This is a genomic window from Amycolatopsis sp. A1MSW2902, assembly GCF_017312175.1.
In the GTDB taxonomy this organism is placed as follows: Bacteria; Actinomycetota; Actinomycetes; order Mycobacteriales; family Pseudonocardiaceae; genus Amycolatopsis; species Amycolatopsis nivea.
The window spans coordinates 5,260,536-5,283,393 of record NZ_QJPO01000001.1; the positions used below are offsets into that span (position 1 = coordinate 5,260,536).

Here is a 22,858-nt window from a genome sequence, read left to right on the forward strand (position 1 = left end):
CTCCGCCCAAATCCCGTCAAAAATCCTCGTGCCGCGAACCGTCCGCGATCAGGTCGCGATCAGCGACCCGGCGTACGGGCAGATGTCGCCCTCAGGAGATCCGGGCATGGTTCCCGCCTTCGGTCACCCGCTTGGCGTGTTCCGCGATGTACTGCGTGATGGGCTCGACCAGTGCCTCGGGAATGTGGTGCCCCATGCCGGGAATGACCACGTGTTGCGCGGAGCGGATCGCCCGCACCGTCGCCGCGCCGCCGCTGGGGGCGACCAGCAGGTCCCGGTCGCCGTTGATCACCAGGGTGGGAGCGGTGATCCGGCTCAGCTGGGCGGTCCGGTCCCCGGAGGCCTGGATCGCCTGGATCTGCCGGGCCGAGCCCGCGGCCAGGTCCCCCGCGGCACGGTCCCAGCCGCCCGCCGCGACGGCTGCCTCGGCCGCGTCGTCGATGGGGTATCCGGTTCCGGCGATGTGACTGGTGATCCGCAGGTGGGCACGCACCGCCGCGGTCCGGGTCCGCGCCGGCGGGGCCGCGAGCAGCCGCATCGTCGACCAAGCCGGCTGACCGATCTTCTTCGCGCCCGTGGTCGAGAAGATCGAGGTCAGGGACAGGACTCGCGCGGGTTCGGCCGCGGCGACCGTCTGCGCGATCATCCCGCCCATGGACCGGCCGGCGAGGTGCACCTGCCCGATCCCGAGGTGGTCGAGGACGCCGGCAGCGTCGGCGGCCATGTCCGCCAGCGAGTAGGCGTCCGCGCGGGGGCTGGCGAGCAGCTGCCGCCACAGCGCGGGCGGCGGGGTGGCCGCGAACGTGGACTGGCCGACGTCGCGGTTGTCCAGCGTGACGACACGGAAACCCCGGTCCACCAGCGAACTGACGAACGAGCCCGGCCAGAAGGTGAGGTCTTCGCCCAGACCGGCGATCAGCAGGATCGCGGGATCGGCCTGGTCACCGTGGTCGCGGAAGCAGATCGTCGTGCCGGACGGCAGGGCCGCGTACTGGTCGATGGATTCCTCAGACATGGGCCGACCGCCTCTCGCCGGGCAGCGCGACCACGCGGGCGCTGCCGAACTCGAGGTTCTCGTCGGCGACCGGGCCGCGCAGCGCCTTGGCGTCCTCGGGGAAGGACATCGCCATCCGCCAAGGCGCGGCGTGTCCTTGTTTGGGCAGGGTCTTCTCGGCCCGTTTGGCGTACCCGGCCTTCAGGTCCATCACCGGCTTGCGCGGCATCCCCGGCACCGCGACCGGGACCACCCGGTCGTGGCCGTGTGCGTCCATGTGCCGGACCAGGTCGATGAAGTAGCGGCACATGAGGCTCACCTTGAGGGTCCAGGACGAGGTCGTGTAGCCGAGCGCCATCGCCCAGTTGGGAATCCCGCTCAGCAGCATCCCGCGGTAGGAGACCGAGTCCGCGATGTCGATTTCGCGCCCGTCGACCACGATCGGCATCCCGCCGAAGAGCCGCATGTTCAACCCGGTCGCGGTGACGATGATGTCGGCTTCGAGCTCCTCGCCCGATTTCAGGACGATGCCGCGCTTGCTGAACCTCGTGATGGAGTCGGTGACGAGCGAGGCGGTACCGGCCGAGATAGCGTCGAAGAAATCGCCGTCCGGGGCCAGGCACAGCCGCTGGTCCCACGGGTCGTACGGCGGGTTGAAGTGCTTGTCGACGTCGAACCCTTTGGGCAGCCGCTTGAGGTTCTCCCGCCGGATCAGTGCGCGCCCGATCTTCGGGAACGCGCGCAGGCCCTTGACGATCCCGTGTTCGATCCAGATGTTCTTGAACCTGGTCGCGGCGTACCCGCGCTTTTCTCCCAGCAGCTTCGTGAGAGTCAAAGCGAGCCGGTCGACGCGGGCCAGCGACATGATGTAAGTGGGCGTGCGCTGCAGCATCGTGACGTGCTGGGCAGTTCCCGCCATCGCGGGCACGAGCGTCACCGCGGTCGCGCCGCTGCCGATGACGACGACCTTCTTGCCGCTGTAGTCGAGGTTCTCCGGCCAGTGCTGCGGGTGGACGATCGTCCCCCCGAAGTCTTCGCGGCCGGGGAACTCCGGGGTGAATCCCTTGTCGTAGCGGTAATAACCGGTCGCGGCGAACACCCAGCCCGCCCGGATCGTCTTCGTCGTGACCGACCCGGTGGCCGGGTCCGCCGCCTCGACGCGCAGCGTCCACCGCGAGTCCACTGTGGACCATTCCGCCCGGACGACCCGGTGGCGCAGCCTGATCAGCCGCCCCAGGTCGTTCTCCGCCACCGTTTCCTGGAGGTACTCCCGGATCAGCGGGGCGTCCGCGATCGCGGCCTCGTGGCGCCACGGCTTGAACTCGTAGCCGAACGTGTGCAGGTCCGAGTCCGACCGGATGCCCGGGTAGCGGAAAAGATCCCAGGTGCCGCCGATGTTGTCGCGGCCCTCCAGCACGACGAGCGATTTGCCGGGAAGCTCCCGGCTGAAATACGCGGCCGCGCCGATCCCGGAGATTCCCGCACCGATGACGACGACGTCGAACTCCTCGATCGCGTCCGACACCTCATCTGTCATGTCTGCCTCTCCTCGTTGAGCCGGCTGCTGATGTGGGCTTCACTGTCGCGAGCCGCGACGCCGGTCACAACGACAGCGGGCACCGGCTTCGCCGGGAGCGTGTGCACGATGCACTCCCCCGGCGCGTGCCGTGCCGATTCGCCGGAGCCGAGGCACACTTCGGGGATGGAAGAGCTGTGGCCCCCGCCCACCGCCGAGGCCGCCGAAGCGATCCGGGCCGTGTGCCAGCGGCTCCTGGCGGACGCCGAAGCGCTGGCCGACGCCGTCTCCGCGTCCACCCGCCGGGTGCAGTACAACCCGGTGGCGCTCACGGACGCGTCGCTGGGCGAGGAAGACCACGAGCTCAACCGCTCGGACCTCGTGCAGTGGCTGACCTCGAACATCCAGCGTCCGGGACAGCGGGTGGAGCCCTACGTCGGGCCGAGGATCGCCGCGTACATCGGCGATCTCGTCGCCCGCGGCATCGCACCCGACTTCGCCGAGGGCTGGCGCGCGGCGCTGGGGCTCGGCTGGCGCCGCTGGCTGGAGGAATGCGCGGCGCACTGTGCGGACCGGGACCTGCTCGTGGACGTTCTGGACGTGTCGGCGAAGTCGCTGATGCAGTACGCGCTCGACTCGGTCGCGACCCTGCACGAGACCAGCCTCGCCGCCGCGATGGGCAACGCGGACGCCGAGGCGATCGCCCTGATCCAGATGATCGCCAGCGGCACGCCGGTGTCGGAGGATCTGGCCGAGCGGCGGTTGCGCTACCGAATGGGGCGGTGGCACGTGGGTCTCGTGTTGTGGGTCGACGATCCCGGCCAGCAGGACTGCCTGGAGGAAGCGACCGCCGCCCTGCGCTCCCCCGACGCGAGCCGGAGCACGCTGGTCGCCCGTGCCAGCACCACCTCGCGCTGGATCTGGCTGTCCGGAGCGGACGTCCCGGACCTGCACCCGGCGGAGAAGATCTTGGCAGACAACGAGGTCCGCGTCTCAGCGGGACGGCCAGGACGCGGGCTCGACGGGTTCCGGTCCAGCCACCAAGACGCGCTCTCGGCGCAGGCGCTGATCGTCCGGCTCGGCTCCGACCGCCGGTTCACGGCCTACGCGGACGTCGAACTGATCGACGCGCTCACGAAGGATCGCGACAGCGCACGCCGGTTCGTCGTCAACACTCTCGGCCCGCTGGCCGAAGCCGACCCGGCGCTACGACAGGCACTCCTCACCTATGTGCAGTGCGGCTTCAACACCACTCGGGCGGCCGCCAACCTCTACGCACACCGCAACACCGTGGAGCGGCGAGTCTCGCGCGCCAACGAACTTTCGGTCGTCAAGGTCGAGAACAACCCCACGCATGTCGCGGCCGCGCTGCTGGTGCTGGACATCGCGCCGGAAGTCATGGCCGACGGTTCCGACTGAGCTTGTTACTGCTCCAGCTTCCGGAACCAGTGCAGTGCCGGAAGCGCGAGCAGGGTCGCCCCGGCCAGCGCCGCGAACGCGATGGCCGGGCTGGCGACGAGGAAGCCGACGACCGTCGCCAGCAGCACCCCGCCCAGATTGCCCGCCATCCAGATGAGCCCGGCCGCGGTGCTCTCCGCGTCGAGGGCGTGCCGTTCGCTCAGCGAGAGCACGATGGGCAGTGCGGGCAGCAGCACGAAACCGGTTCCCAGCAACGCGAGGTAGGCCATCGGGACACTCGGCACCAACGCCAGGTGCAGGCACGCCACGGCGGTGAACGCGATCCCCGCGCCCATGAGCCCGACCTCGCGGCCCCGCCGATCCGCCCACACCGGCACGACCGCACAGCCGAGCACGCCGGCGATCATGGTGAAGGCGAGAATGAGCCCCGCGGTGGACTCCGGAATTCCGGCCGGAGCCAGCAACGGTTGCGCGAACGTCGCGAGAGCGATGAACGTGCCCATCGGAATGGCGACCACCGCGCACAACCGGCGGACGTACCGATTCCCGAACGCCGCGCGGAAGGCCCGCAGACCGCCGCTGGGGTTCGCCTGCGCCGGCGGCAAGCGCAACGCTCCGATGACGCACAGCCCGGCGTCCAACGCGATCAGCGCGGTGATGAGCGTGAGGGTGCGGATGTTGCTCTCGCCGGGCAGGAACGCGCCGAGCAGATACCCCAGGACCATGCCGCCGAAGGTGGCCGACGACGCGGCGGCGATTCCCGTCGCGCGATCCTTCGCGGCCAGGTAACCGACCGCGAGCCCCGGGATGGCGTTGAGAATGAGCGGCTGCCCCACCGCGGCGACGACCTGTCCGGCGAAGGCCCAGGTGAAGTCGTCGTTGACCAGTCTCAGGAAGGCCCCGCACGCAGTGAGGACCGCACCCGCGATCAGCGCCGGCCGGAGAAACCGGTCGAGCGCGATCCCGGCCGGGATGGCGAGAACGACGTAGATCAACGGGAAAACCTGGGACAGCCACCCGATTTCCCCGACGGAAACCCCGAAATGCCGCGCGGCATCCGCGGTCACCGGCGCGTAGTTCACGAAAAGCGCCTGACTCGCGGCGGCGAGCAACCCGTAGGCGAGAAAAACCGACCACCGGCTCTTCACCTGCGGCAACGCCTGGGGGATCTTGCGCACGACCCGGGCCTTGCGAGGCCGCGCCTGCAGACCGAACGACTCGTCACGCCTGCGGGCATTGCTTCCGATCAAAACGGTGGCGACCGCGACCACGCCTGCGGCGGCAGCACCACGCACTCGTCGTTGAGTGGGCATCTGAGTGTCCTTGTCGGTCGAACGTGAGGACTCACTGTCGCCATCGCGTTCGCCCTTGGGTACGACACTCCGCACCCCGATTCGAGCCGGGCAGTGCACCCGGCACCACCCGACGGAGCGACTACGGCCGTTGAGGCACGAAACGGTCAGCGGGCAAGCCAGGGAGTCGCCCGACCCGGTCTTGTCCGGAATGCTCACGCCGCCTCGGCCTGCAGGGCGGGACCAAGGAGGAGCCCGCCGTCGACGACGTACTCCGACCCCGTGACGAACGACGCGTCCGACGACGCGAGGAACAGCAGAAGACGGCTGACGTCGGCAGGTTCCCCGAGCCGTGGGACAGCGAACGGCTCGGGCGAGTAGAAATCAGCGATCGCCGCCGCGGCACCGGCTGCCGGTTCGTGGATGAACGGAGTCGAGATCACGCCGGGATGGATGGTGTTCACGCGGATGCCGTCGCGGCCAAGCTCGAGCGCGGCCGTCTGGGTGAGACCTCGCACGGCCCACTTGCTGGCGACGTACGGCGCGTAGTGCGCTGTGCCGCCCAGGCCCATCACCGAGGCGATGTTGATGATGGCTCCCCCAGCCGCGCGGCGCAGAGCGGGGGCTGCGGCCCTGATGCCGAGGAAGGTCCCGGTGAGGTTGATGTCGAGGATGCGCGACCACGTGGCCTGATCCGTGTTTTCGATTGTCGCAGGCGGATTCTGCACGCCCGCGTTGTTGACGAGGACGTTCAGCGCACCGAAAGCGTTCTCCGCGGCCAGCACAGCGGCGGACCACGAGCTCTCGTCGGCAACGTCAAGACGGACAAAGCGTGCGCGCGTCCCGAGCTCGTCGACGAGAGCGGCGCCGCGTTCCGCATTGAGGCCGCCGATCACCACGTTCGCTCCCTCCGCATGAAAAGCGCGCACGTGGTTCGAGCCCTGGCCGCCGGTCCCGCCGGTCACGAGCACGGTTTGATTTTCGAAGCGGGGCATCAGAGGTTCCTTCGATACGAGGGGAATGACCGGCTTCGATGAGCGACAGCCGATGGTGAGCCGGTTGACTCACCTCTCCGAGGCTAGGTCGGCGGCAGTGGCGAGTCAAGCTACTCACCTCGTATGCTCGGCCCATGAGCAAGGTCGTGCCGACGTATCACCAGCGCGTCGCCCAGGAGAAGCGCGCGCTGATCGTGACGGCCGCGACCGCCCTGTTTCTCGAGTTGGGCTACGACCGGACGTCGCTGGCGCGGATCGCGGAGCGCTCGGGCGTTTCGCGGGCCACTTTGTTCAAGCAGTTCCCGAGCAAAGCCGCGCTGTTCGACGCCATCGTGACCGAGTCCTGGTCCACCGCTGACGAGGCGGATCCCCCGCCGCCGGGCAACGTTGTCGACGGACTCGGCATCATCGGCCGCCGTTACGCCGAACTGCTCGGCCGCGCCCAGATGACCGACCTGTTCCGGATCGTCATCGCCGAACTGCCGCGGTTCCCCGAGCTGGCGCATGCGCAGTTCTCGCAGGGAAAGATGCCCTACTTCGAGTCCGTGCGCAGCTACCTCCTGGCCGAACACGAGGCGGGCACGGTGCGGATCGAGGACGCGGACCTCGCGGCCACCCAGTTCCTGGGCATGATCTCGAACTACGTCTTCTGGCCGACGCTCCTGGTGCCAGGCTGGGAAGTGAGCGCCGAACGCGTCGCGCAGGTAGTCGACGAGGCCGTCCGCACCATCGCCGCCCGGTACGCCGTGAGCTGATCGCGGCGTTACCTCCGGGACAGAGATCAGCAACACTCTTGTCCAGACCGCCCCGGACACGGTAAAAGCAGCAGGTCACACCGAAAAATCCGCCGCACGCAGCGGGCACGTCCGGCAGGCCGCCGACCGGGTGACTCCAGATCACTAGGAGAGGTCTTGACCGCGCTCGCTTCCCCCGCCGCCGTGCTGCCCGCCGCCCGAAGACCCCGCGTCGGAATCGCCGCCCTGGCAGCCTTCGCCGCCCTCCCCGCCGCGCTGGCGTTGTGGACCGCCCTGCACGCCCCGCGCGCACACGTCCTGCTCGACTACTGGCACGTCCTCGCGAAAATCACCGACGACCGCGGAAACCTCGTGCTGGGCCAGGTGCTCACCTACCACCTCGACCAGCCCTTCGTGATCCCCTCGCTGCTCTTCTACGCCGACGCCGCCTGGTTCGGCGGCGACAACCGCGTCCTCACCGTCCTCACCGTCGCCCTCGTCGCCGGGATCGGTGCCTGCCTGTACTCGATGCTGCCTGCGTCCATGTCCCTGCACCGGAAAGCGGCACTCGCCGCCGGGATGTCGTGGCTGCTGTTCACCTCGCACCTGGCTGAGATCTGGCTGCAAGGCACCAACGGAATCAGCTGGATCCCCGCGGTCTTCTTCACCGTCCTCGCCGCCGCCCAAGCCCACCGCGGTCGCCTGTGGACCGCCGCGACCGCTGCGCTGCTCGCCAGCCTCAGCTTCGGCGCCGGACTCCCCGCGTTCTTGATCGTCGCCGCGATCTTCCTGCTCCGCCGGGAACACCGCGCCAAAACCATCGCCATGGCCGCCGCCGGAGTCGTCGTCCTCGCAGGCTGGCTGCTCACCAAACCCGCCGGCACCCAATCGCTGGCCACCACCGCACTCGACCCCGACGGCCGCCTCTCCGTCGCCGCCGCCGCGCTCGGCAGCCTCTGGTCCGGAGACCACGCCGTCACCGCCGTCCTCGCCGGAGCCCTCACCGCCGCGCTCCTGGCTGCCTGCGGGATTTCAGCGAAGAACGACCCGCACGCCGCCGGATGGATCGGCATCGCCGGATACGCCGCCGCCCTCGCCGTTCTCGTCGCCCTCGGCCGCACCAGCGCACTCGCCCCTGGTGGGAACATCGGCCTCATCAGCCGCTACGCCATCGCCAGTGCTCTAGCTACCGTCGCGCTCCTCGCGCTCGCGACGTTCGTCCGTCCACAATGGCCGCTCACCGCCGTTGTCATCGGGATCTGCACGATCTCCCTGACCACCCACGCCCTCGGCGGTGCCAAAGCAGACCTCACCCGCCGCGGCTACGCCCCGCTCTCCCTTGCCCCCATCGCCCTGCGCACCGAAGCCACCGGCGTCCTGGACCAACTCCACATCCAAAGCCAAGTCATCCCCGCCGCGAAAGCCCTCGGCGCCTACCCCTTCAACCCCCACTTCACCCTCGGCTGCCACGGCCCCGAACTCGGCACCACCCTCAACCCGGCCACCGCCACCGACCTGCCCGCCGCCCACGGCGCCATCACCACCCCACAGCCCGGCACCCTCATCACCGGATGGACCGACCTGCACCCCGACTGCATCCTCACCACCAACGCCACCGGCACCGTCACGGGCGGCGGCATCACCAACCTGCCCTCCCCGGCCCCCGGCATCCCCGACGGAAACGCCTGGCAAGCCACCGCACAACCCGGCACCGGACCGATCACTGTCTACGCGGTAGTCGGCGACCGCCTCTATCGGGTGCACGAATCCGCGGGTAGCGCGAACTGAGCAAGAAAGCGAAATCCGTTGGCACGGCGCGCCTAGGCCCCACGTGCCGAAGACGCTCACAGTCGCCACTGAAGCTTCATGGATGCGGCAAATCGCCCACACACATCGGCATTTGACGCTGGAGTCACGCATCGGCAATGTCGTGAGCGCCTGCGCGGCCTTTCCGATGCAAAACGAGGTGAAGAACTTAAAGCTGTCGTTTTCCGGATTGGCCGCCCCGGACCTGGACGGCCGTTCGCGAACGGAAGTGTTCGTCAATGTGGGAAGCCGACCTCACTGCGCTGGACGGCGATCCGGACGCCTTCAGACGCCGCGATCGACGAATTCACTACCCGTTTGCGGGGCGACTGCATACAACTGCTCGGCCCATGGATCGAGCGGTACTTCGACTAAGACACCGATAGCCGGTTCAGGAGCGTGGTCGCCCGTCGTGCAGTGTCTAAATCAGCGACCCAGCCACGGTGCGAGCAGCTTCTCCAGCGCATCGTCCGACAGCGCCGCCGCTCCGCCATGGAATTCGTGCCACCGCGACGCCTCGCGGGCCGCGTGGTAGTCGACCTCGAAGGCACGCATCAGGACGTACATGAAGCTGCCCGAGTCGAACCGCTCGCCCAGCAGGGTACGAGCCGTCCGGGCCACGTCCACTGCGGTGTGGGGGCCGTTCACGTCAGCCAGCTTCAGTTCCTCAGCCGCCGGATCGAGCAGGCTCGGCGCACACAACAAGACAACTACTCCACTCTGAACTGTTCGCTCAACCTTCGGCGGCAAGCTGCCCGCAGGCCGCCGCGATGTCCTGGCCCCGGGTGTCCCGCACCGTGCACGCCACGCCGCCCGCGTTCACCAGCCGCACGAACTCGCGCTCCACCGGCTTCGGCGACGCATCCCACTTGCTGCCCGGCGTCGGGTTCAACGGAATCACGTTCACATGCACCAACTGACCCAAATGCTTCCGCAACCGCTTCGCCAGCAACTCCGCCCGCCACGGCTGATCATTGATATCCCGGATCAACGCATACTCGATCGACACCCGCCGACCCGACGTATCGGCGTAATACCGGGCAGCAGACAGCACCTCGTCCACCGACCAACGATTGTTCACCGGCACCAACGTGTCCCGCAGCTCATCGTCTGGCGTGTGCAGCGACACCGCGAGACGCACCTGCATCCGCTCGTCCGCCAGCTTCCGAATCGCCGGAGCAAGCCCCACCGTCGACACCGTCACCGAACGCTGCCCAATACCCAGACCACCCGGCGCGGGATCCGTGATCCGACGCACCGCAGCCACCACACGCTTGTAGTTCGCCAGCGGCTCGCCCATGCCCATGAAGACGATGTTCGACAGCCGCCCCGGGCCGCCGGGCATCGAGCCGTCTCGCATGACCGCGGCGGCGTCGCGGACCTGGTCCACGATTTCCGCGGTCGAGAGGTTACGGTCGAGGCCGCCCTGGCCGGTCGCGCAGAACGGGCACGCCATGCCGCAGCCGGCCTGGCTCGAGATGCACAGCGTGGCGCGGTCCGGGTAGCGCATGAGCACGCTTTCCAGCAGCGTCCCGTCGTGCGCGCGCCACAGGGTCTTGCGGGTCGCGCCGCCGTCCGCGGCCAGTGCGCGGACCTCGGTGAGCAGCGGCGGCATCAGGTCGGCGACCAGCTTCTCGCGCGAGGCGGCCGGGATGTCGGTCATCTCCGCCGGGTCGACGGTGAGCCGCGAAAAGTAGTGGTTCGACAACTGCTTGGCGCGGAACGCCTTCTCCCCCAGTTCGACGACCGCCTCGGCTCGCTCGGCCACCGTGAGGTCGGCGAGATGGCGCGGCGGCAGGCCGCGCTTGGGCGCGTCGAAAACAAGAGGGAGGGCAGTCATGACCGATCAAGTGTCTCATACGCGCGAATCCGGCGCTCCGCCCCCTCGCGGGCGGCGGGCGAACCGGGTCAGCGGGCGGCCTCGGCGCGATCCGGCCGCCGGGTCGCCGGAACGGCGGCCGACGAAGGACGGGCGGGATTCAACGGAAAAACACCCTACGAAAGTCGGATTGCCGAATGCTTTCCGGGATGAATTCCCTTATAGTCGACGCCGGGCACACAAATAATCGACCGGCGTAGAAATATCCGGCGCGGCACTTCGGCAACGGAATACCCCCGTTAGTCGGTAGTCGCCGCAAACTTCGCGCGCGTACCGTTCGCGGCGCATCTCCCCTTCCCCACCGGTCCGGAATTCCCCGGACCGGCCGGGCTTCCCCGTTGGAGGATCCCGTGAAAGTGCGTTCTTCGATTCTGCGCGCAATAGCGGCGGTCGCGACCGCCGCGGCCGCCGCGCTCGCCGTTCCCGCCGCCGCGGACGCGGGCGAAACGAACATCTCGATGCAGGCCCAGCAGAAAGACCAGTGGTGCTGGGACGCCAGCGGCAACACGATCGCCGCGTACTGGGGCTATTCCCTTACCCAGACCCGGTTCTGCCAGATCGCGCACAACGAGTCCGGCAGCGACTGCGCGAACAACCAGGGCTATCTCAGCGACCAGCAAAGAGTTTTCCGCTACCTCGGGTTCCGCAGCGTCGGCTCCTACAATTCCAACGGCTACCGGCTCTCCTTCTCCGGCATCAAGAACCAGATCGACGCCGGGCAGCCCATCGGCACCCGGATCGGCTGGACGTCCGGCGGTGGCCACATGCACGTCCTCTACGGCTACGACGACTCCAACGGCCGCAGCATCGTCGAATACGGCGACCCGTGGCCGTCGAACAACCGCTACAACTCGATGAACTACAGCTCCTACGTCTCCAACAACCAATTCGCCTGGACCCACACCGTCTACGGAATGGTGGGCTGACTCATGCTGCGAACCATCCTCCGCACCGCTGTCGCATCGGGAGCCATCGCTGCCGCCGTGTTCGCCGCGAACCCGGCGTCCGCCGCGCAGTCGCCGACCGGGCCGTCCTCCTCGGACACCGCGGCGATCTCCGGTCTGCTCGCCAGCCCGGACACCGCCGCCCGCCTCGCGCACACCAAGTTCCCCGGCGCGGCCCCGGCGGCCGCGCACGCCACTCGGGCCGCGGCTGACGCCAACACCCAGATCCCGGTCTACGAACCGACCGCGGCGTTCATCAACGGCGAATCCGACGTCCCTGCCGCCCTCGCGTACGTCGCGTCTCCGGCCCACCTCGCCGACGGGCGCGCGGCGACCGTGTGGGCGCAGCCGAGCAAGGCCGGATGGCAGGTCATCAACGTCGCTTCCGGCAACGACGAACAGGTCCACGCGGCGGCCGCGCACGGCGGCTACCTGCTGCACGAACCGCAGGTCAACGCCTGGTACTCGGTCAACGGCGACACCGTGACCGTCCTCGACGGCGCGGTCTCCGGCGTCCCGGCAGGCACCCGCGTCACCTTGGCGGGCTACCGGGCCGAACTGCAGAAACGGTACGGCGACAAGCTGCCCGGCTCGACGTATGACAAGACCGGCGCGGGCGGCGGTTATGCCGTCACCGCCCCGAACACCGGCGGGGACGGAAGCCCGGCCACCGCGCTCGCCGTCGGCGGGGCGGCCGCGGCAGCCGCGGGCGGCGCGTTCCTCCTGCGCCGCCGTTCCCAGCACAGCAAGTGATCCGTCGGCGGCAGGGGTCCGCCCCTGCCGCCGATCACTCGCCGCCGTCGAGCGACGCGGCCCACCGATCCGCCCACGACACGAGCGGCCGCAGCGCGTCGAACGCCTCGCGGCCCAGCGTCGTCAGCGCGTAATGCGATTCGCCGGTCTGGTGCACCAAGCCGGCCTCGCCGAGTTCGACCAGGCGTTGCCGCAAGACGCTCGAAGACATCCCGTCGCACCGTTGCTGCAACGCGCGAAACCCGAGCGTGCCGACCTGCAGCTCCCACACGATCCGCAGGCACCACCGCCGCCCGAAGAGGTCGAGCGCGGCCATCAGCGGACGGCCGGTCGTGGAGCCCCGGACCGGCTGTCCCGGCTTCGGCGTCACCATCCGAATCTCCTTGTGCTTCGATTTCCGAAACACTAACATCGGCCGCCATGATTCGATTTCCGAAGCAGGTCTGCGCCGCGCTCGGCATCGACGTGCCGATCGCGCAGGCCCCGATCGGCTCCGCTTCGACCCCGGCGCTCGCCGCGGCGGTCTCGAACGCGGGCGGCCTGGGGACCCTCGCGCTCACCTGGACCGACCCGGACGAGGCGGTCCGCCGGATCCGCGAGGTGCGTCGCCGCACCGACCGTCCGTTCGCGGTCAACCTCGTGCTCGACTTCCCGATCGACGACGTCCTCGACGCCTGCCTCGCCGAAGATGTCCCGATCATCTCGACGTTCTGGGGCGACCCCGCCAAGGTCGCCGCCCGCGCGAAGGACACGCGGCTGATCCACACCGTGGGCTCGGTCGCCGAAGCACGACAGGCGGCGGAAGCAGGCGTCGACGTCGTGGTCGCGCAAGGCTGGGAAGCGGGCGGACACGTCCGCGGCCAAGCGTCGACCCTCGTGCTGGTACCCGCCGTCGTGGACGCGGTCGGCCCGATCCCCGTGCTCGCGGCAGGCGGAATCGCCGACCGTCGCGGGCTCGCCGCAGTACTCGCCCTCGGCGCGCAAGGCGGCTGGCTGGGCACCCGATTTCTGACCGCGACCGAAGCGGCGACCCACGATTCCTACCGCGAAGCCGTGCTCGCCGCGGAACTCGAGGACGCCGTCCACACCCGCTGCTTCGACGGCGGATGGCCCGACGCGCCGCACCGCGTGTTGCGCAATTCGACGCTCACGCAATGGGAAGCAGCAGGCCAACCGCGCGCGGACCGCCCCGGCGAAGGCGACGTCGTAGCAACGGATGCGGCCGGAAACCCGTGGCAGCGCTACGACGACATGATTCCCGTGCCAGGCATGACCGGAGACCTCGAAGCCTTGGCGCACTACGCCGGACAAGCCGCGGGGTTGGTCCGAAACGTCGCTCCGGCCGCGCAAATCATGGCGGACCTCGTCGGCTAAACCTGTTCCACCGCCGCCGGAAGCTCGACCGGCTGCTGCAGCGCGTCGAGCACCGCGTTCACCGCCGCCCGTCGCGGCGATCCGCGCCGGGTGACCGCGACGATCGTGCGCGTCACCGGCGTCGACAGCGCCTTCGTCGCGACCCGGTACCGCGGATCCACCGCCAGCCCGGGCAGCAGCGCGATCGACAGCCCGGCCTCGACGTGCTGCAACGTCATCAGGTAGTTGCTGAACCGGCACACCGCGCGCGGCTCGAATCCCGATTCGCGGCAGAGCCGCAGCGTCAGAGTCGCCATGTAGGACTGGGGAATGTCGAGCGCCCACGGTTCGCCCGCGTAGTCCGCAAGCACCGCCGGCCCGGGCGGTTCCGGCCGGTCGAGCGAGGTGACCAGCACGATCGGGTCGGTCGCCAGCCGGATGATCTCGAGGTCGGGACCGAGCGGCAGGTCGACGAAATCGGTGGTGGTGATGATGACGTCGCTGTCGCCCGCCCGCAGCGCCGGGACGCTTTCGTGCGGTTCCCGTTCCGCCAGTTCGGTTTCCAGCCGCGGATAAGCCTGCGCGAGACGGGTCGCGGCGGGCACGGCGAAGGTGTGGATCGCGCTCTGGAACGCGCCGATCCGCACCAGTCCGGCCGGTTCGTCGCCGCGCAGTTCGGCCTCGACCGCGTCGAGATGATCGAGAATCGCCCGCGCCTGCCGGGCCAGTTTCTCCCCGGCGGGCGTCAGCCGGACGCGGCGGCCGGTGCGTTCCAGCAGCCGGGTGCGGGTTTCGGTCTCCAGCAGCGCGAGCTGATGCGACACCGTGGAGGCGCTGAGATTCACGTCCTGCGCGACCGCGCGAACGGTGCCCAGCACGGCGAGCCGGCTCAGCAGCCGCAGCCGCCACGGGTTCAACATGCCCCCATCGTTGTTCGATGCCATCGCACAGGCAAGCGGAAACTGTGAGATGGACGCGGCGCTCGGTCCGGCCCTACCGTCGAAGCCATGGCCACCGACACCTTCTGGTCCGACGTAGACCGGCACCTCGTCCGCTACGCCGGCCCCGGCTCGTTCACCGGCGAAATCATCGACCGCGCCGAGGGCAGTTTCGTCTTCACCGAGGACGGACGGCGCATCCTCGACTTCACGTCCGGGCAGATGAGCGCGATCCTCGGGCACGCGCATCCGGAGATCGTCGAGACCGTCCGGAAGCAGGCCGCGAAGCTCGACCACCTGTTCAGCGGGATGCTGAGCCGTCCGGTGGTCGACCTCGCCCGGCGGCTCGCGGAAACGCTGCCGGCCCCGCTGGAGAAGGCGCTGCTGCTCACCACCGGCGCCGAGTCCAACGAGGCCGCGCTGCGGATGGCCAAACTGGTGACCGGCAAGCACGAGATCGTCTCGTTCGCCCGGTCCTGGCACGGGATGACGCAGGCCGCGGCAAGCGCCACCTACAGCGCCGGCCGCAAAGGCTACGGTCCCGGCGCGCCGGGCAACTTCGCCATCCCAGTACCCGGTGCGGACTGGGAGCACCAGCTGGACCTCGCGTTCGACCTGATCGACGCGCAGTCCGTCGGCAGCCTCGCCGCGTGCCTCGTGGAGCCGATCCTCAGCTCCGGCGGGATCCTCGTTCCCCCGCCGGGCTATTTCCAGGCCCTGCAACGGAAATGCCGGGAACGCGGCATGCTGCTGATCCTCGACGAAGCACAGACCGGGTTGTGCCGCACCGGAACCTGGTACGCCTTCGAGCACGACGGCGTGGTCCCGGACATCCTCACGGTGTCCAAAACGCTCGGTGCCGGACTGCCGCTGGCCGCGGTGCTGACGAGCGCGGAAATCGAGCAGGAGGCCCACGAACGCGGGTACCTCTTCTTCACCACGCACGTCTCGGACCCGCTTCCCGCCGCGGTCGGGAACACAGTGCTGGACGTCCTGATCCGCGACCGTCTCGACGAACGCGCCCGTGACCTCGGCACCCGGCTGCGCACCGGATTGGACGAAATCGCGACGCGGCACGAGGCAGTCGGCGAGATCCGCGGTCGAGGACTGCTCGCCGGACTGGAACTGAGCGGCGGCGGCCCGGACGCGGACAAGCTCGGCGCGCGCGTGACGCAGCGCTGCCTCGAACTCGGGCTGCACATGAACATCGTGCAGTTGCCGGGGATGGGCGGGGTGTTCCGGATCGCGCCGCCGCTGACCGCCGCTGAAAGCGAGATCGACCTCGGACTGTCCATTCTGGACGAGGCGATCGGGGACGTCTCGTAGCTCAGCGCGGAACGCGGCCCGCGACGGCGTCCGCCGCCTTCTTGGCGAGGTCGCAGGTGTCCATGGCGACGGTCACGAACTCGCGGGTCGTCACCGCGAGGACGACCCCGTAGCCGCTGCCCTGGCACCAGCGGCCGACGGTCTTGGGCGCGGTACCGCTTCCGTGGCTGAGTTCGGGCACAGTACGGCCCCCGGCGTCCGGTTCCCCCTACTCGTCCCGGTTCAGGGGTGGGGCCCCGCGCCCGCCGCGATTAGCGTGCGCGGGGTCAACGCTGCTGCCGGGGGTGGGGAAATGCGGTCCAAAGCTACCGTCCTGATACTCGTTCTGACGCTGCTCGGCACCGCCCCGGCCGCGTCGGCGAACGCCGGGAACACCGTCGCGCTGGACGGTCTTTCCCGCCCGGTCGACCTGCTCGTCGACAAGTGGGGCGTCCCGCACATCTACGCCGCCAACACCGCGGACCTGTTCTACGCACAGGGATTCACCGTCGCCCGCGATCGGCTCTTTCAGCTCGACACCTGGCGTCGCCGGGGGCTCGGGTTGCTCAGCGAGGTCCTCGGCGAGTCCTATGTGGACCAAGACGGCGCCGCCCGGCTTTTCCTGTACCGCGGCGACATGCAAAAGGAATGGGCCTCCTACGGTCCCGAAGCCAAACTCGCCGCCACCCGGTTCGCCGCGGGGATCAACTCCTACCTCGACTGGCTCGCCAAGCACCCCGAGGCCGCCCCGCCGGAGTTCGCCAGGCTCGGCTACCAGCCGTCGCGCTGGCAGCCCGAGGACATCGTCCGCATCCGCTCGCACGCGATCGGCGAGAACCTCACCTGGGAGGTCGCCCGCGCGCAAATGGTGTGCCACGCCGGGCCGGGCGCGAGCAAATACCTCCGCAGCCTGCACCCCGACCACGAGCCCGCGGTGCCCGAGGGCCTCGACCCCTGTTCGATCCCCGGCGACGTGCTTTCCGTGTACAACAAGGCGACCGCCGGCGTCACGTTCCCGAAGGACGTCGCCTCGGACCGGGACATCGCCGACGCCACCAGCGGCAGCAACTCGTGGGCGATCGGCCCCGGTCGCACCGCCACCGGACGGCCGATCCTCGCCAGCGACCCGCACCGCCGCTCCGACTCGTTGCCCTCCGGCCGTTACGTCGCCCAGCTTTCCGCGCCCGGCTTGAACCTCACCGGCGCGGGCGAGCCGTGGAACCCGGGCATCGCCATCGGGCACAACGATTCCGTCGCGTTCGGCCTGACGAACCTGCCGGTCGACCAGACCGACCTCTACGTCTACGACCTCGATCCCGCCGACCACAGCCGGTACCGGTACCGCGGCGGCTGGGAGCCGATCACCAAGCTCACCGAAACCATCCCGGTGCTCGGCGGACAGCCGGTGACCCGCGAACTGTCCTTCACCCGGCACGGCCCGATCGTGAAGGTCGACGAAGCAGCCCACCGGGCATTCGCCGTGCGCACCGTCTGGACCGAACCGGGCAGCGCGGCCTACCTCGGCAGCCTGAACTACCAGCGGGCCCGCAACTTCACCGAATTCACCGCCGGAATGCGCGAATGGGGCACACCCGGATCGAACCTCGTCTACGCCGACGTCCACGGCGACATCGGCTACGTCCCCGGCGCGCTGACCCCGCGCCGCACCGGGACCGCTTACGACGGTCTGCTGCCCGTCCCCGGCGACGGCCGCTACGAGTGGAACGGCTTCCACGCCAACTCCGAACTCCCGTGGCAGCACAATCCGCCTGCCGGATTCTTCGCCTCCGCCAACGACTACAACCTCCCGCCGGGCTTCCCGGTGGTGTCCAACTACGAATGGCAGCAGCCGTACCGCAAGGAGCGGATCGACGAGCTGATCAAGTCCACGCCGCGCGCCCGCGTCGCCGATTCGCTCGCCATCCAGCGCGACGAAAAGTCCTTGCTGGCACCCCGGCTCGCGCCGTTCCTGCGGAACCTCTCCTCCACTGATCCCGACACCGCGAAGGCGCTCGAAGTGCTGCGCGGTTTCGACGGCGTCGCCTCGGTGGATTCCGCACCGGCCCCGCTGTACGAAACCTGGCTGCTGAAGTACCTCCACGGCGGCTGGGCGCACGCGACGCTCCCGCAAGCCGCCGCAGATGTCCTGGCCAGCACCATCAATCCGGATTTCAGCCTGGTGCTCGCTTCGTTCGCCGACCCGGACGCGTGGTTCGGCCCGGGCGGCGCGGCCAAACGCGACAAGCTGATCCTCGACACTCTCCAGCTCGCTTTCCGCGACGTCGCCGGAAAACTCGGCAGCGACCCGGCGAAATGGCGCTGGGGCGCACTGCAGCACCAGGAATTCGTGCACCCGGCAGGCGGCCCGAACGTCGGCCCTAACTCGGTCGGCGGCGACTACCAGACCGTCCACCCGTCGTTCTTCCACCCGTTCACCTACCAGCAGCTCAACGGCGCGACCTTCAAAATGGCGCTCGACGTCGGCGACTGGGACGCGTCGCGGGCGATCAACGCGCCCGGCCAGTCCGGCGACCCGCGCAGTCCGCACTACCGCGACCTGAACGACCTGTGGGCGTCCGGCGGCTCGTTCCCCCTGCTCTCGAGCCGCTCGGCCGTCGAACGCAACCTCGACACCCGGATCAGGCTGGTTCCGAGGTCCGCTTCGGGAAGTTAGCCCGCATCCGGACGAGCGGGACCGCCGCGCCGGCCAGCAGGACCGCACAGGCGGTCTGCAGCAGCAGGAACCAGACCGGGCACGCACCCGGGATCAGGTCGACGCCGACGAGCGCGACCGGAGCGATGATCGAGATGAACCGGGCCCGCTCATAAGCTCGGCGCGACCCCTTCGCCGCGAGCGTGACCAGCCAGTACATGATCGCGGCGCTGACCGGCACCAGCGCGGAGCGCGTCCACATGAAGCCGGTCGCGCTCCCGTCGACGACGGCCAGCGCGACGATCGTGCCGAAGACGGCCGCGCCCATCGCTCCGTAGGCCACGACGAACTTCTTCGCCAAGCCGAACCGGTCTTGGCCGGCGGGGCGTTCGATGGTCTGCATCGCTGTTCTCCCTTGTGGTTTCCCGTTGTGCCAGCAACGCTAGGAAGCCGCGGCCCGGCCCGGTATGGGTCTGGCCGCACAAGGGGGTGGGGCTGGACCCACTCCTGTCCCGCGACGGCGGGAATCCGGCGTTTCGTGGTGCACAGTGGACCGCGAAGCCGGATGGACAGGGGGGGAAGAAACGATGCGACAGCTACGGTCCTGGGTGCACGACTGCGGGGTGGGATTCGTCCGCGCCGCCCAGGCGGCGGGCGTGGCGCTGCTGATCCCGGTCGTGTGGGCGGCCGCGGTCGGCCTGTGGCAGCTGTGGGGCGGCAGCCCGTGGTCGTGGATCGCGCCGTTCATCTGGGCGGCGATCGGGACGCTGGCGCTGGCGCGTCCGGTGTGCCGGATGACGCGGGTCATGGTCGCGAACTGGACCGGCATCGTGCTCCCGCTCGGATACCGGAAGCTCCCGCCGATCACCCAGCTGTCGACCGGGTACTGGTGGAACGGCCACTCCTACTCGCGCACCCAGGAAGAGGCCCGGCGCGAGCAGCGGTTGAAGAACTGGCGCTACGACCCGGCGACCTGGCGGGACCTGCGGTTCGCGCTGATCGCGCCGGTCTCGTTCGGCTTGGTCGCGCTCGTGCCGCTGCTCGGGGTCGTCGCGGCGGTTCTGACGCTGGTGAACCTGCCGGAGGGGTACCTCGCCGGTCTGCTGGTCACGATCGCGACCGCGCCGTACGCCTGGCGCAGCGTCATCCCGGTGGCCACGCGGTTCCTGGGCGCGTCCGCCACGATGGAACTGGCCGACCGCGTCGACACCCTGACCGCTTTGCGCGCCGACACGACCATCGCGCAAGCCGCGGAAATCCGTCGCATCGAACGGGATCTGCACGACGGCGCGCAAGCCCGGCTGGTCGCGCTCGGCCTCGCGCTGGCGACGGCGGAGAAGCTGATGGAGACCGATCCCGAGCAGGCCAAGGAATTGCTGCGCGACGCCCGGGCCGGTGCCGCCACGTCGCTCACCGAATTGCGCGAGCTGGTCCGCGGCATCAGCCCGCCGGTGCTGAACGAACGCGGGCTCGCCGACGCGGTCCGCGCGATGGCGATGGACCTGCCGCTCGACGTGACAGTCGAAGCCGATCTGCCGCAGCCGCTCGATCCCCCGATCGAATCCGCGCTGTACTTCGGAATCGCCGAACTGCTCGCCAACACGGTCAAGCACGCGCACGCGTCGCACGTGCAGGTTTCGCTGGTGCAGGAAGGGAATCGGCTGTGCGCCGCGGTCGAGGACGACGGCCGCGGCGGGGCCGGGATCCACCCGGACGGCGGGCTTGCCGGGCTGCGCCGCCGCCTCGCGGTCTTCGACGGCACGGTGGAGATCACCAGCCCGGCGGGCGGGCCGACCCGAGCGTGGATGATGGTGCCATGCGCATCGTCGTAGCCGAAGACCTCTACCTGCTGCGGGACGGTTTGGTCCGGCTCCTCCATGCCTACGGCCACGAGGTGGTGGCGACCGCGACGACCGGCCCGGAAACCGTCGCCGTGCTGCGCGAACACCGGCCGGACGTCGCCGTGGTCGACGTCCGGATGCCGCCGACGCAAACCGACGAAGGCCTCCGTGCGGTCCTCGCCGCGCGCCGCGAGACGCCCGGGCTGCCGGTGCTGATCCTGTCGCAGCACGTCGAACAGCTCTATGCCCGCGAACTGCTGGTCGACGGGGCCAGCGGCGTCGGATATCTGTTGAAGGACAGCGTTTTCGAGGCCGAACAGTTCATCGACGCGCTCGAACGCGTCGCGGCCGGCGGCACGGCGATGGACCCGGCGGTGATCTCGAAACTGCTCACCAGCGGATCGCCGGACCAGCGCCTCGGCTCGCTGACCGAGCGCGAGCGTTCGGTGCTGGAGCTGATGGCGGAAGGCCTGTCGAACGCGGAGATCGCCCGGCGGCTGTTCCTGAGCGAAAGCGCGATCAGCAAGTACACGACGTCGCTGTTCGGCAAACTCGGCATCACCGACGACGACACCGGCAACCGGCGCGTCCTGGCGGTGCTGACCTACCTCAACTCGTGAGCGCTTAAGCCGGTTCTCACCGGCCTCAGCACTCACGAGCTGGTCAGCTCACCAGATTGTCGAAGCGGCGCAACGTTTCCTCCGCGCCCAGCGCCTGCGTGATCGAGTGCAGGTCCGGGCTGCGGGTCGACCCGGTGATCGCGATCCGGATGATCTGCGAGGCCTCGCGGATCGAACCGGGGTACGCGTCCGGGTCCTTCTTGTATTCCTTCGCGTTCTTGGCGAACCCGTGCTTCGCCGCGACCTCGCGGATCTGCTGGAACCACTCCTGGCCGTCGTCGAGCTGCTGGTACGCGGACACGAAGTCCGACGCCACCGCGCGCACGACGTCCGCCGGAACGCCCAGCGCCGCGATCCGCTCGTCGTCCGGACCGGTCGCCGCCTGGTGCAGCTGTGGGAAGAAGAACCCGTAGACGGCGCGGAACTCGCTCCACTTCTTGAGGTCCTTGCGCGGGTTCTCGACGCCCTCGCGCTCCACCGCCAGCGCACGCAACGCCAGCTCGCGGGAGGACTCCAGGACCGCCTTGAGCTCCGGGTCGAACCGCTCAGCCCACTCCAGCACCGACGCGAGGATCTCCTCGCCGGACAGCGTCGCGACGTAGTCGGCGGCGAGGTCGTCCAGCTTCACCAGGTCCACGAGCGGACCGGCGACGCCGCACTCGTCGAGGTTGATCGGCGCGTCCAGCGCTTCGGCGAGCGGCATCTCGGCGAGCCGTCCGTTCGCCAGGCCGCGCAGGTAGTACAGCACCGCCGGGACCGGGTAGCCGGCTTCGAGATAGAAGTCGACGGAGGCTTCCGGGTCCTTGCGCTTGGACAGCTTCCGCTTGCTGCCGCCCTCCTGCTTCATCAGCGGCGCGATGTGCGCGTACTGGATCGGCTCGAAGCCGAGCGCTTCGAAGAGCTGCTGGTGCGTCGGCACCGACGAGATCCACTCGTCACCGCGGATCACGAGGTTCACCCGCATCAGGTGGTCGTCGACGGCGTGCGCGAAGTGGTAGGTCGGCAGCCGCGGGCTCTGGTCGGAGCTCTTGAGGATCACCACGTCGTTGCGGTTGGCCTCGGCCTCGATGGTGCCGCGGATCGCGTCGGTGAAGCGCACGCGCTGCCCGGTGTCGTCGGGCGCGCGGAAGCGGACCACCCACGGCTCGCCCGCGTCGAGCTTCGCCTGCACGTCGGCCGGGTCGGCGTCGCGCCAGATCGCCCACGAGCCGTAGTAGCCCGTCGGGAGCTTCGTGGCCTGCTGCCGCGCGGTGATCGACGCCAGCTCGTCCTTCGTCGCGAAGTCGATGTACGCGCGGCCTTCGCGCAGAAGGTGCCGTACGTAGGTGAGGTAGATCTGCTCGCGCTCGGACTGCCGGTACGGCCCGTACTCGCCGCCGCGCACCGCGTCCTCGTCCGCCTGCAGCCCGAAGTACGCGAAGCCGCGTTCGAACTGCTCCAGGGCGCCCTCGACCTCGCGCGACTGGTCGGTGTCCTCGACGCGCACCAGATAGCGGCCTTCGGAACGGCGCGCGACGTCCTGGTCGATCGTCGCGACATAGATGCCGCCGATGTGCACGAAGCCGGTCGGCGACGGGCCGAACCGGGTCACCTTCGCGCCGTCGGGCAGCTGCCGGGCCGGATAGCGCTGTTCCCAGTGCTCAGGCTCGGGCAGATCCGCGGGGAACAGGGCGTCGATGACCGCACGGTCCAGCATCGGAGGTCGGGTCTCCCAGGTCGTTCGGGTGTTTTCGCTAGTGCTTCGAGTATCGCCGACCGCCGTCCTCCCCGGTCGGCCAGGTCCCCGGGTGGTCGGTACGGTTGCGAACCGACCTTT

General features: G+C 69.4%; 21 protein-coding genes. 10 read left to right on the forward strand and 11 right to left on the reverse strand.

The window, feature by feature from the left end; translation table 11 throughout:
• Nucleotides 1-91: 91 nt before the first annotated feature.
• Both DMP23_RS24090 and DMP23_RS24095 read right to left on the reverse strand, forming a co-directional pair.
• On the reverse strand, nucleotides 92-1,015 hold the full coding sequence (locus DMP23_RS24090; protein WP_337822592.1) for an alpha/beta fold hydrolase: 924 nt from the start codon (nucleotides 1,013-1,015) through the stop codon (nucleotides 92-94).
• Nucleotides 1,008-2,531 (reverse strand): flavin-containing monooxygenase, encoded by a 1,524-nt coding sequence (locus DMP23_RS24095; protein ID WP_337822593.1) that lies wholly within the window; start codon nucleotides 2,529-2,531, stop codon nucleotides 1,008-1,010. The genes DMP23_RS24090 and DMP23_RS24095 overlap by 8 nt, the downstream gene beginning before the upstream one ends.
• Nucleotides 2,532-2,696: 165 nt before the next feature.
• Here DMP23_RS24095 and DMP23_RS24100 point away from each other — a divergent pair, with 165 nt between their 5' ends.
• Entirely contained in the window at nucleotides 2,697-3,929 is a 1,233-nt protein-coding gene (locus tag DMP23_RS24100; protein ID WP_337822594.1) for a helix-turn-helix domain-containing protein, read from the forward strand.
• Nucleotides 3,930-3,934: 5 nt separating this feature from the next.
• Here the strand turns inward: DMP23_RS24100 and DMP23_RS24105 are convergent, their stop codons facing one another.
• Together DMP23_RS24105 and DMP23_RS24110 are read right to left on the reverse strand one after the other, a co-directional pair.
• Complete coding sequence (locus DMP23_RS24105; protein ID WP_337822595.1) at nucleotides 3,935-5,242, reverse strand: MFS transporter; 1,308 nt, start codon at nucleotides 5,240-5,242, stop codon at nucleotides 3,935-3,937.
• 194 nt (nucleotides 5,243-5,436) lie between these two features.
• Nucleotides 5,437-6,216: a glucose 1-dehydrogenase gene (locus tag DMP23_RS24110; protein WP_337822596.1), complete on the reverse strand. Its 780-nt coding sequence runs from the start codon at nucleotides 6,214-6,216 to the stop codon at nucleotides 5,437-5,439.
• A gap of 134 nt (nucleotides 6,217-6,350) precedes the next feature.
• On the opposite strand from DMP23_RS24110, the gene DMP23_RS24115 reads away from it, so the two are divergent.
• Both DMP23_RS24115 and DMP23_RS24120 read left to right on the forward strand, forming a co-directional pair.
• Nucleotides 6,351-6,971: a TetR/AcrR family transcriptional regulator gene (locus DMP23_RS24115; RefSeq protein WP_337822597.1), complete on the forward strand. Its 621-nt coding sequence runs from the start codon at nucleotides 6,351-6,353 to the stop codon at nucleotides 6,969-6,971.
• Nucleotides 6,972-7,127: 156 nt separating this feature from the next.
• Nucleotides 7,128-8,738, forward strand: a complete 1,611-nt coding sequence (locus DMP23_RS24120) for a DUF2079 domain-containing protein (protein WP_337822598.1) — start codon at nucleotides 7,128-7,130, stop codon at nucleotides 8,736-8,738.
• A 444-nt stretch (nucleotides 8,739-9,182) separates the two neighbouring features.
• On the opposite strand, the gene DMP23_RS24125 is transcribed toward DMP23_RS24120, so the two are convergent.
• Both DMP23_RS24125 and rlmN read right to left on the reverse strand, forming a co-directional pair.
• Nucleotides 9,183-9,461, reverse strand: coding sequence for a hypothetical protein (locus tag DMP23_RS24125; protein WP_238607784.1), 279 nt, complete (start codon nucleotides 9,459-9,461; stop codon nucleotides 9,183-9,185).
• A gap of 28 nt (nucleotides 9,462-9,489) precedes the next feature.
• The gene (rlmN, locus tag DMP23_RS24130; protein ID WP_134733182.1) at nucleotides 9,490-10,596 is read right to left on the reverse strand and encodes a 23S rRNA (adenine(2503)-C(2))-methyltransferase RlmN; all 1,107 of its coding nucleotides are present in this window, start codon (nucleotides 10,594-10,596) and stop codon (nucleotides 9,490-9,492) included.
• A gap of 395 nt (nucleotides 10,597-10,991) precedes the next feature.
• Here rlmN and DMP23_RS24135 point away from each other — a divergent pair, with 395 nt between their 5' ends.
• Together DMP23_RS24135 and DMP23_RS24140 are read left to right on the forward strand one after the other, a co-directional pair.
• Nucleotides 10,992-11,561 carry a papain-like cysteine protease family protein gene (locus tag DMP23_RS24135; RefSeq protein ID WP_439098632.1) on the forward strand — a complete coding sequence of 190 codons (570 nt, stop codon included), beginning with the start codon at nucleotides 10,992-10,994 and terminating at the stop codon, nucleotides 11,559-11,561.
• Nucleotides 11,562-11,564: 3 nt separating this feature from the next.
• Nucleotides 11,565-12,332, forward strand: a complete 768-nt coding sequence (locus DMP23_RS24140; protein WP_238607785.1) for an LPXTG cell wall anchor domain-containing protein — start codon at nucleotides 11,565-11,567, stop codon at nucleotides 12,330-12,332.
• Between the two features lie 34 nt (nucleotides 12,333-12,366).
• Here the strand turns inward: DMP23_RS24140 and DMP23_RS24145 are convergent, their stop codons facing one another.
• Nucleotides 12,367-12,705, reverse strand: coding sequence for a winged helix-turn-helix transcriptional regulator (locus DMP23_RS24145; RefSeq protein ID WP_337822599.1), 339 nt, complete (start codon nucleotides 12,703-12,705; stop codon nucleotides 12,367-12,369).
• Between the two features lie 47 nt (nucleotides 12,706-12,752).
• Between DMP23_RS24145 and DMP23_RS24150 the strand changes: the two genes are divergently transcribed.
• Nucleotides 12,753-13,706 (forward strand): NAD(P)H-dependent flavin oxidoreductase, encoded by a 954-nt coding sequence (locus tag DMP23_RS24150; protein ID WP_337822600.1) that lies wholly within the window; start codon nucleotides 12,753-12,755, stop codon nucleotides 13,704-13,706.
• Here DMP23_RS24150 and DMP23_RS24155 read toward each other — a convergent pair.
• Nucleotides 13,703-14,605: a LysR family transcriptional regulator gene (locus DMP23_RS24155; RefSeq protein ID WP_337822601.1), complete on the reverse strand. Its 903-nt coding sequence runs from the start codon at nucleotides 14,603-14,605 to the stop codon at nucleotides 13,703-13,705. The two genes, DMP23_RS24150 and DMP23_RS24155, sit on opposite strands and share 4 nt — an antisense overlap.
• Nucleotides 14,606-14,692: 87 nt before the next feature.
• Here DMP23_RS24155 and DMP23_RS24160 point away from each other — a divergent pair, with 87 nt between their 5' ends.
• Entirely contained in the window at nucleotides 14,693-15,949 is a 1,257-nt protein-coding gene (locus DMP23_RS24160; protein WP_337822602.1) for an aspartate aminotransferase family protein, read from the forward strand.
• A 1-nt stretch (nucleotide 15,950) separates the two neighbouring features.
• Here the strand turns inward: DMP23_RS24160 and DMP23_RS24165 are convergent, their stop codons facing one another.
• On the reverse strand, nucleotides 15,951-16,130 hold the full coding sequence (locus DMP23_RS24165) for a hypothetical protein (RefSeq protein WP_337822603.1): 180 nt from the start codon (nucleotides 16,128-16,130) through the stop codon (nucleotides 15,951-15,953).
• Between the two features lie 111 nt (nucleotides 16,131-16,241).
• On the opposite strand from DMP23_RS24165, the gene DMP23_RS24170 reads away from it, so the two are divergent.
• Nucleotides 16,242-18,602, forward strand: a complete 2,361-nt coding sequence (locus tag DMP23_RS24170) for a penicillin acylase family protein (RefSeq protein ID WP_337822604.1) — start codon at nucleotides 16,242-16,244, stop codon at nucleotides 18,600-18,602.
• Here the strand turns inward: DMP23_RS24170 and DMP23_RS24175 are convergent.
• Nucleotides 18,568-18,984 (reverse strand): hypothetical protein, encoded by a 417-nt coding sequence (locus tag DMP23_RS24175; protein WP_134668068.1) that lies wholly within the window; start codon nucleotides 18,982-18,984, stop codon nucleotides 18,568-18,570. The two genes, DMP23_RS24170 and DMP23_RS24175, sit on opposite strands and share 35 nt — an antisense overlap.
• Nucleotides 18,985-19,168: 184 nt before the next feature.
• On the opposite strand from DMP23_RS24175, the gene DMP23_RS24180 reads away from it, so the two are divergent.
• Nucleotides 19,169-20,413: a sensor histidine kinase gene (locus DMP23_RS24180; RefSeq protein ID WP_337822605.1), complete on the forward strand. Its 1,245-nt coding sequence runs from the start codon at nucleotides 19,169-19,171 to the stop codon at nucleotides 20,411-20,413.
• Nucleotides 20,398-21,042 (forward strand): response regulator, encoded by a 645-nt coding sequence (locus DMP23_RS24185; RefSeq protein WP_043827761.1) that lies wholly within the window; start codon nucleotides 20,398-20,400, stop codon nucleotides 21,040-21,042. The genes DMP23_RS24180 and DMP23_RS24185 overlap by 16 nt, the downstream gene beginning before the upstream one ends.
• 43 nt (nucleotides 21,043-21,085) lie before the next feature.
• On the opposite strand, the gene DMP23_RS24190 is transcribed toward DMP23_RS24185, so the two are convergent.
• Nucleotides 21,086-22,738 carry a glutamate--tRNA ligase gene (locus tag DMP23_RS24190; protein ID WP_037810321.1) on the reverse strand — a complete coding sequence of 551 codons (1,653 nt, stop codon included), beginning with the start codon at nucleotides 22,736-22,738 and terminating at the stop codon, nucleotides 21,086-21,088.
• Nucleotides 22,739-22,858: the final 120 nt, after the last annotated feature.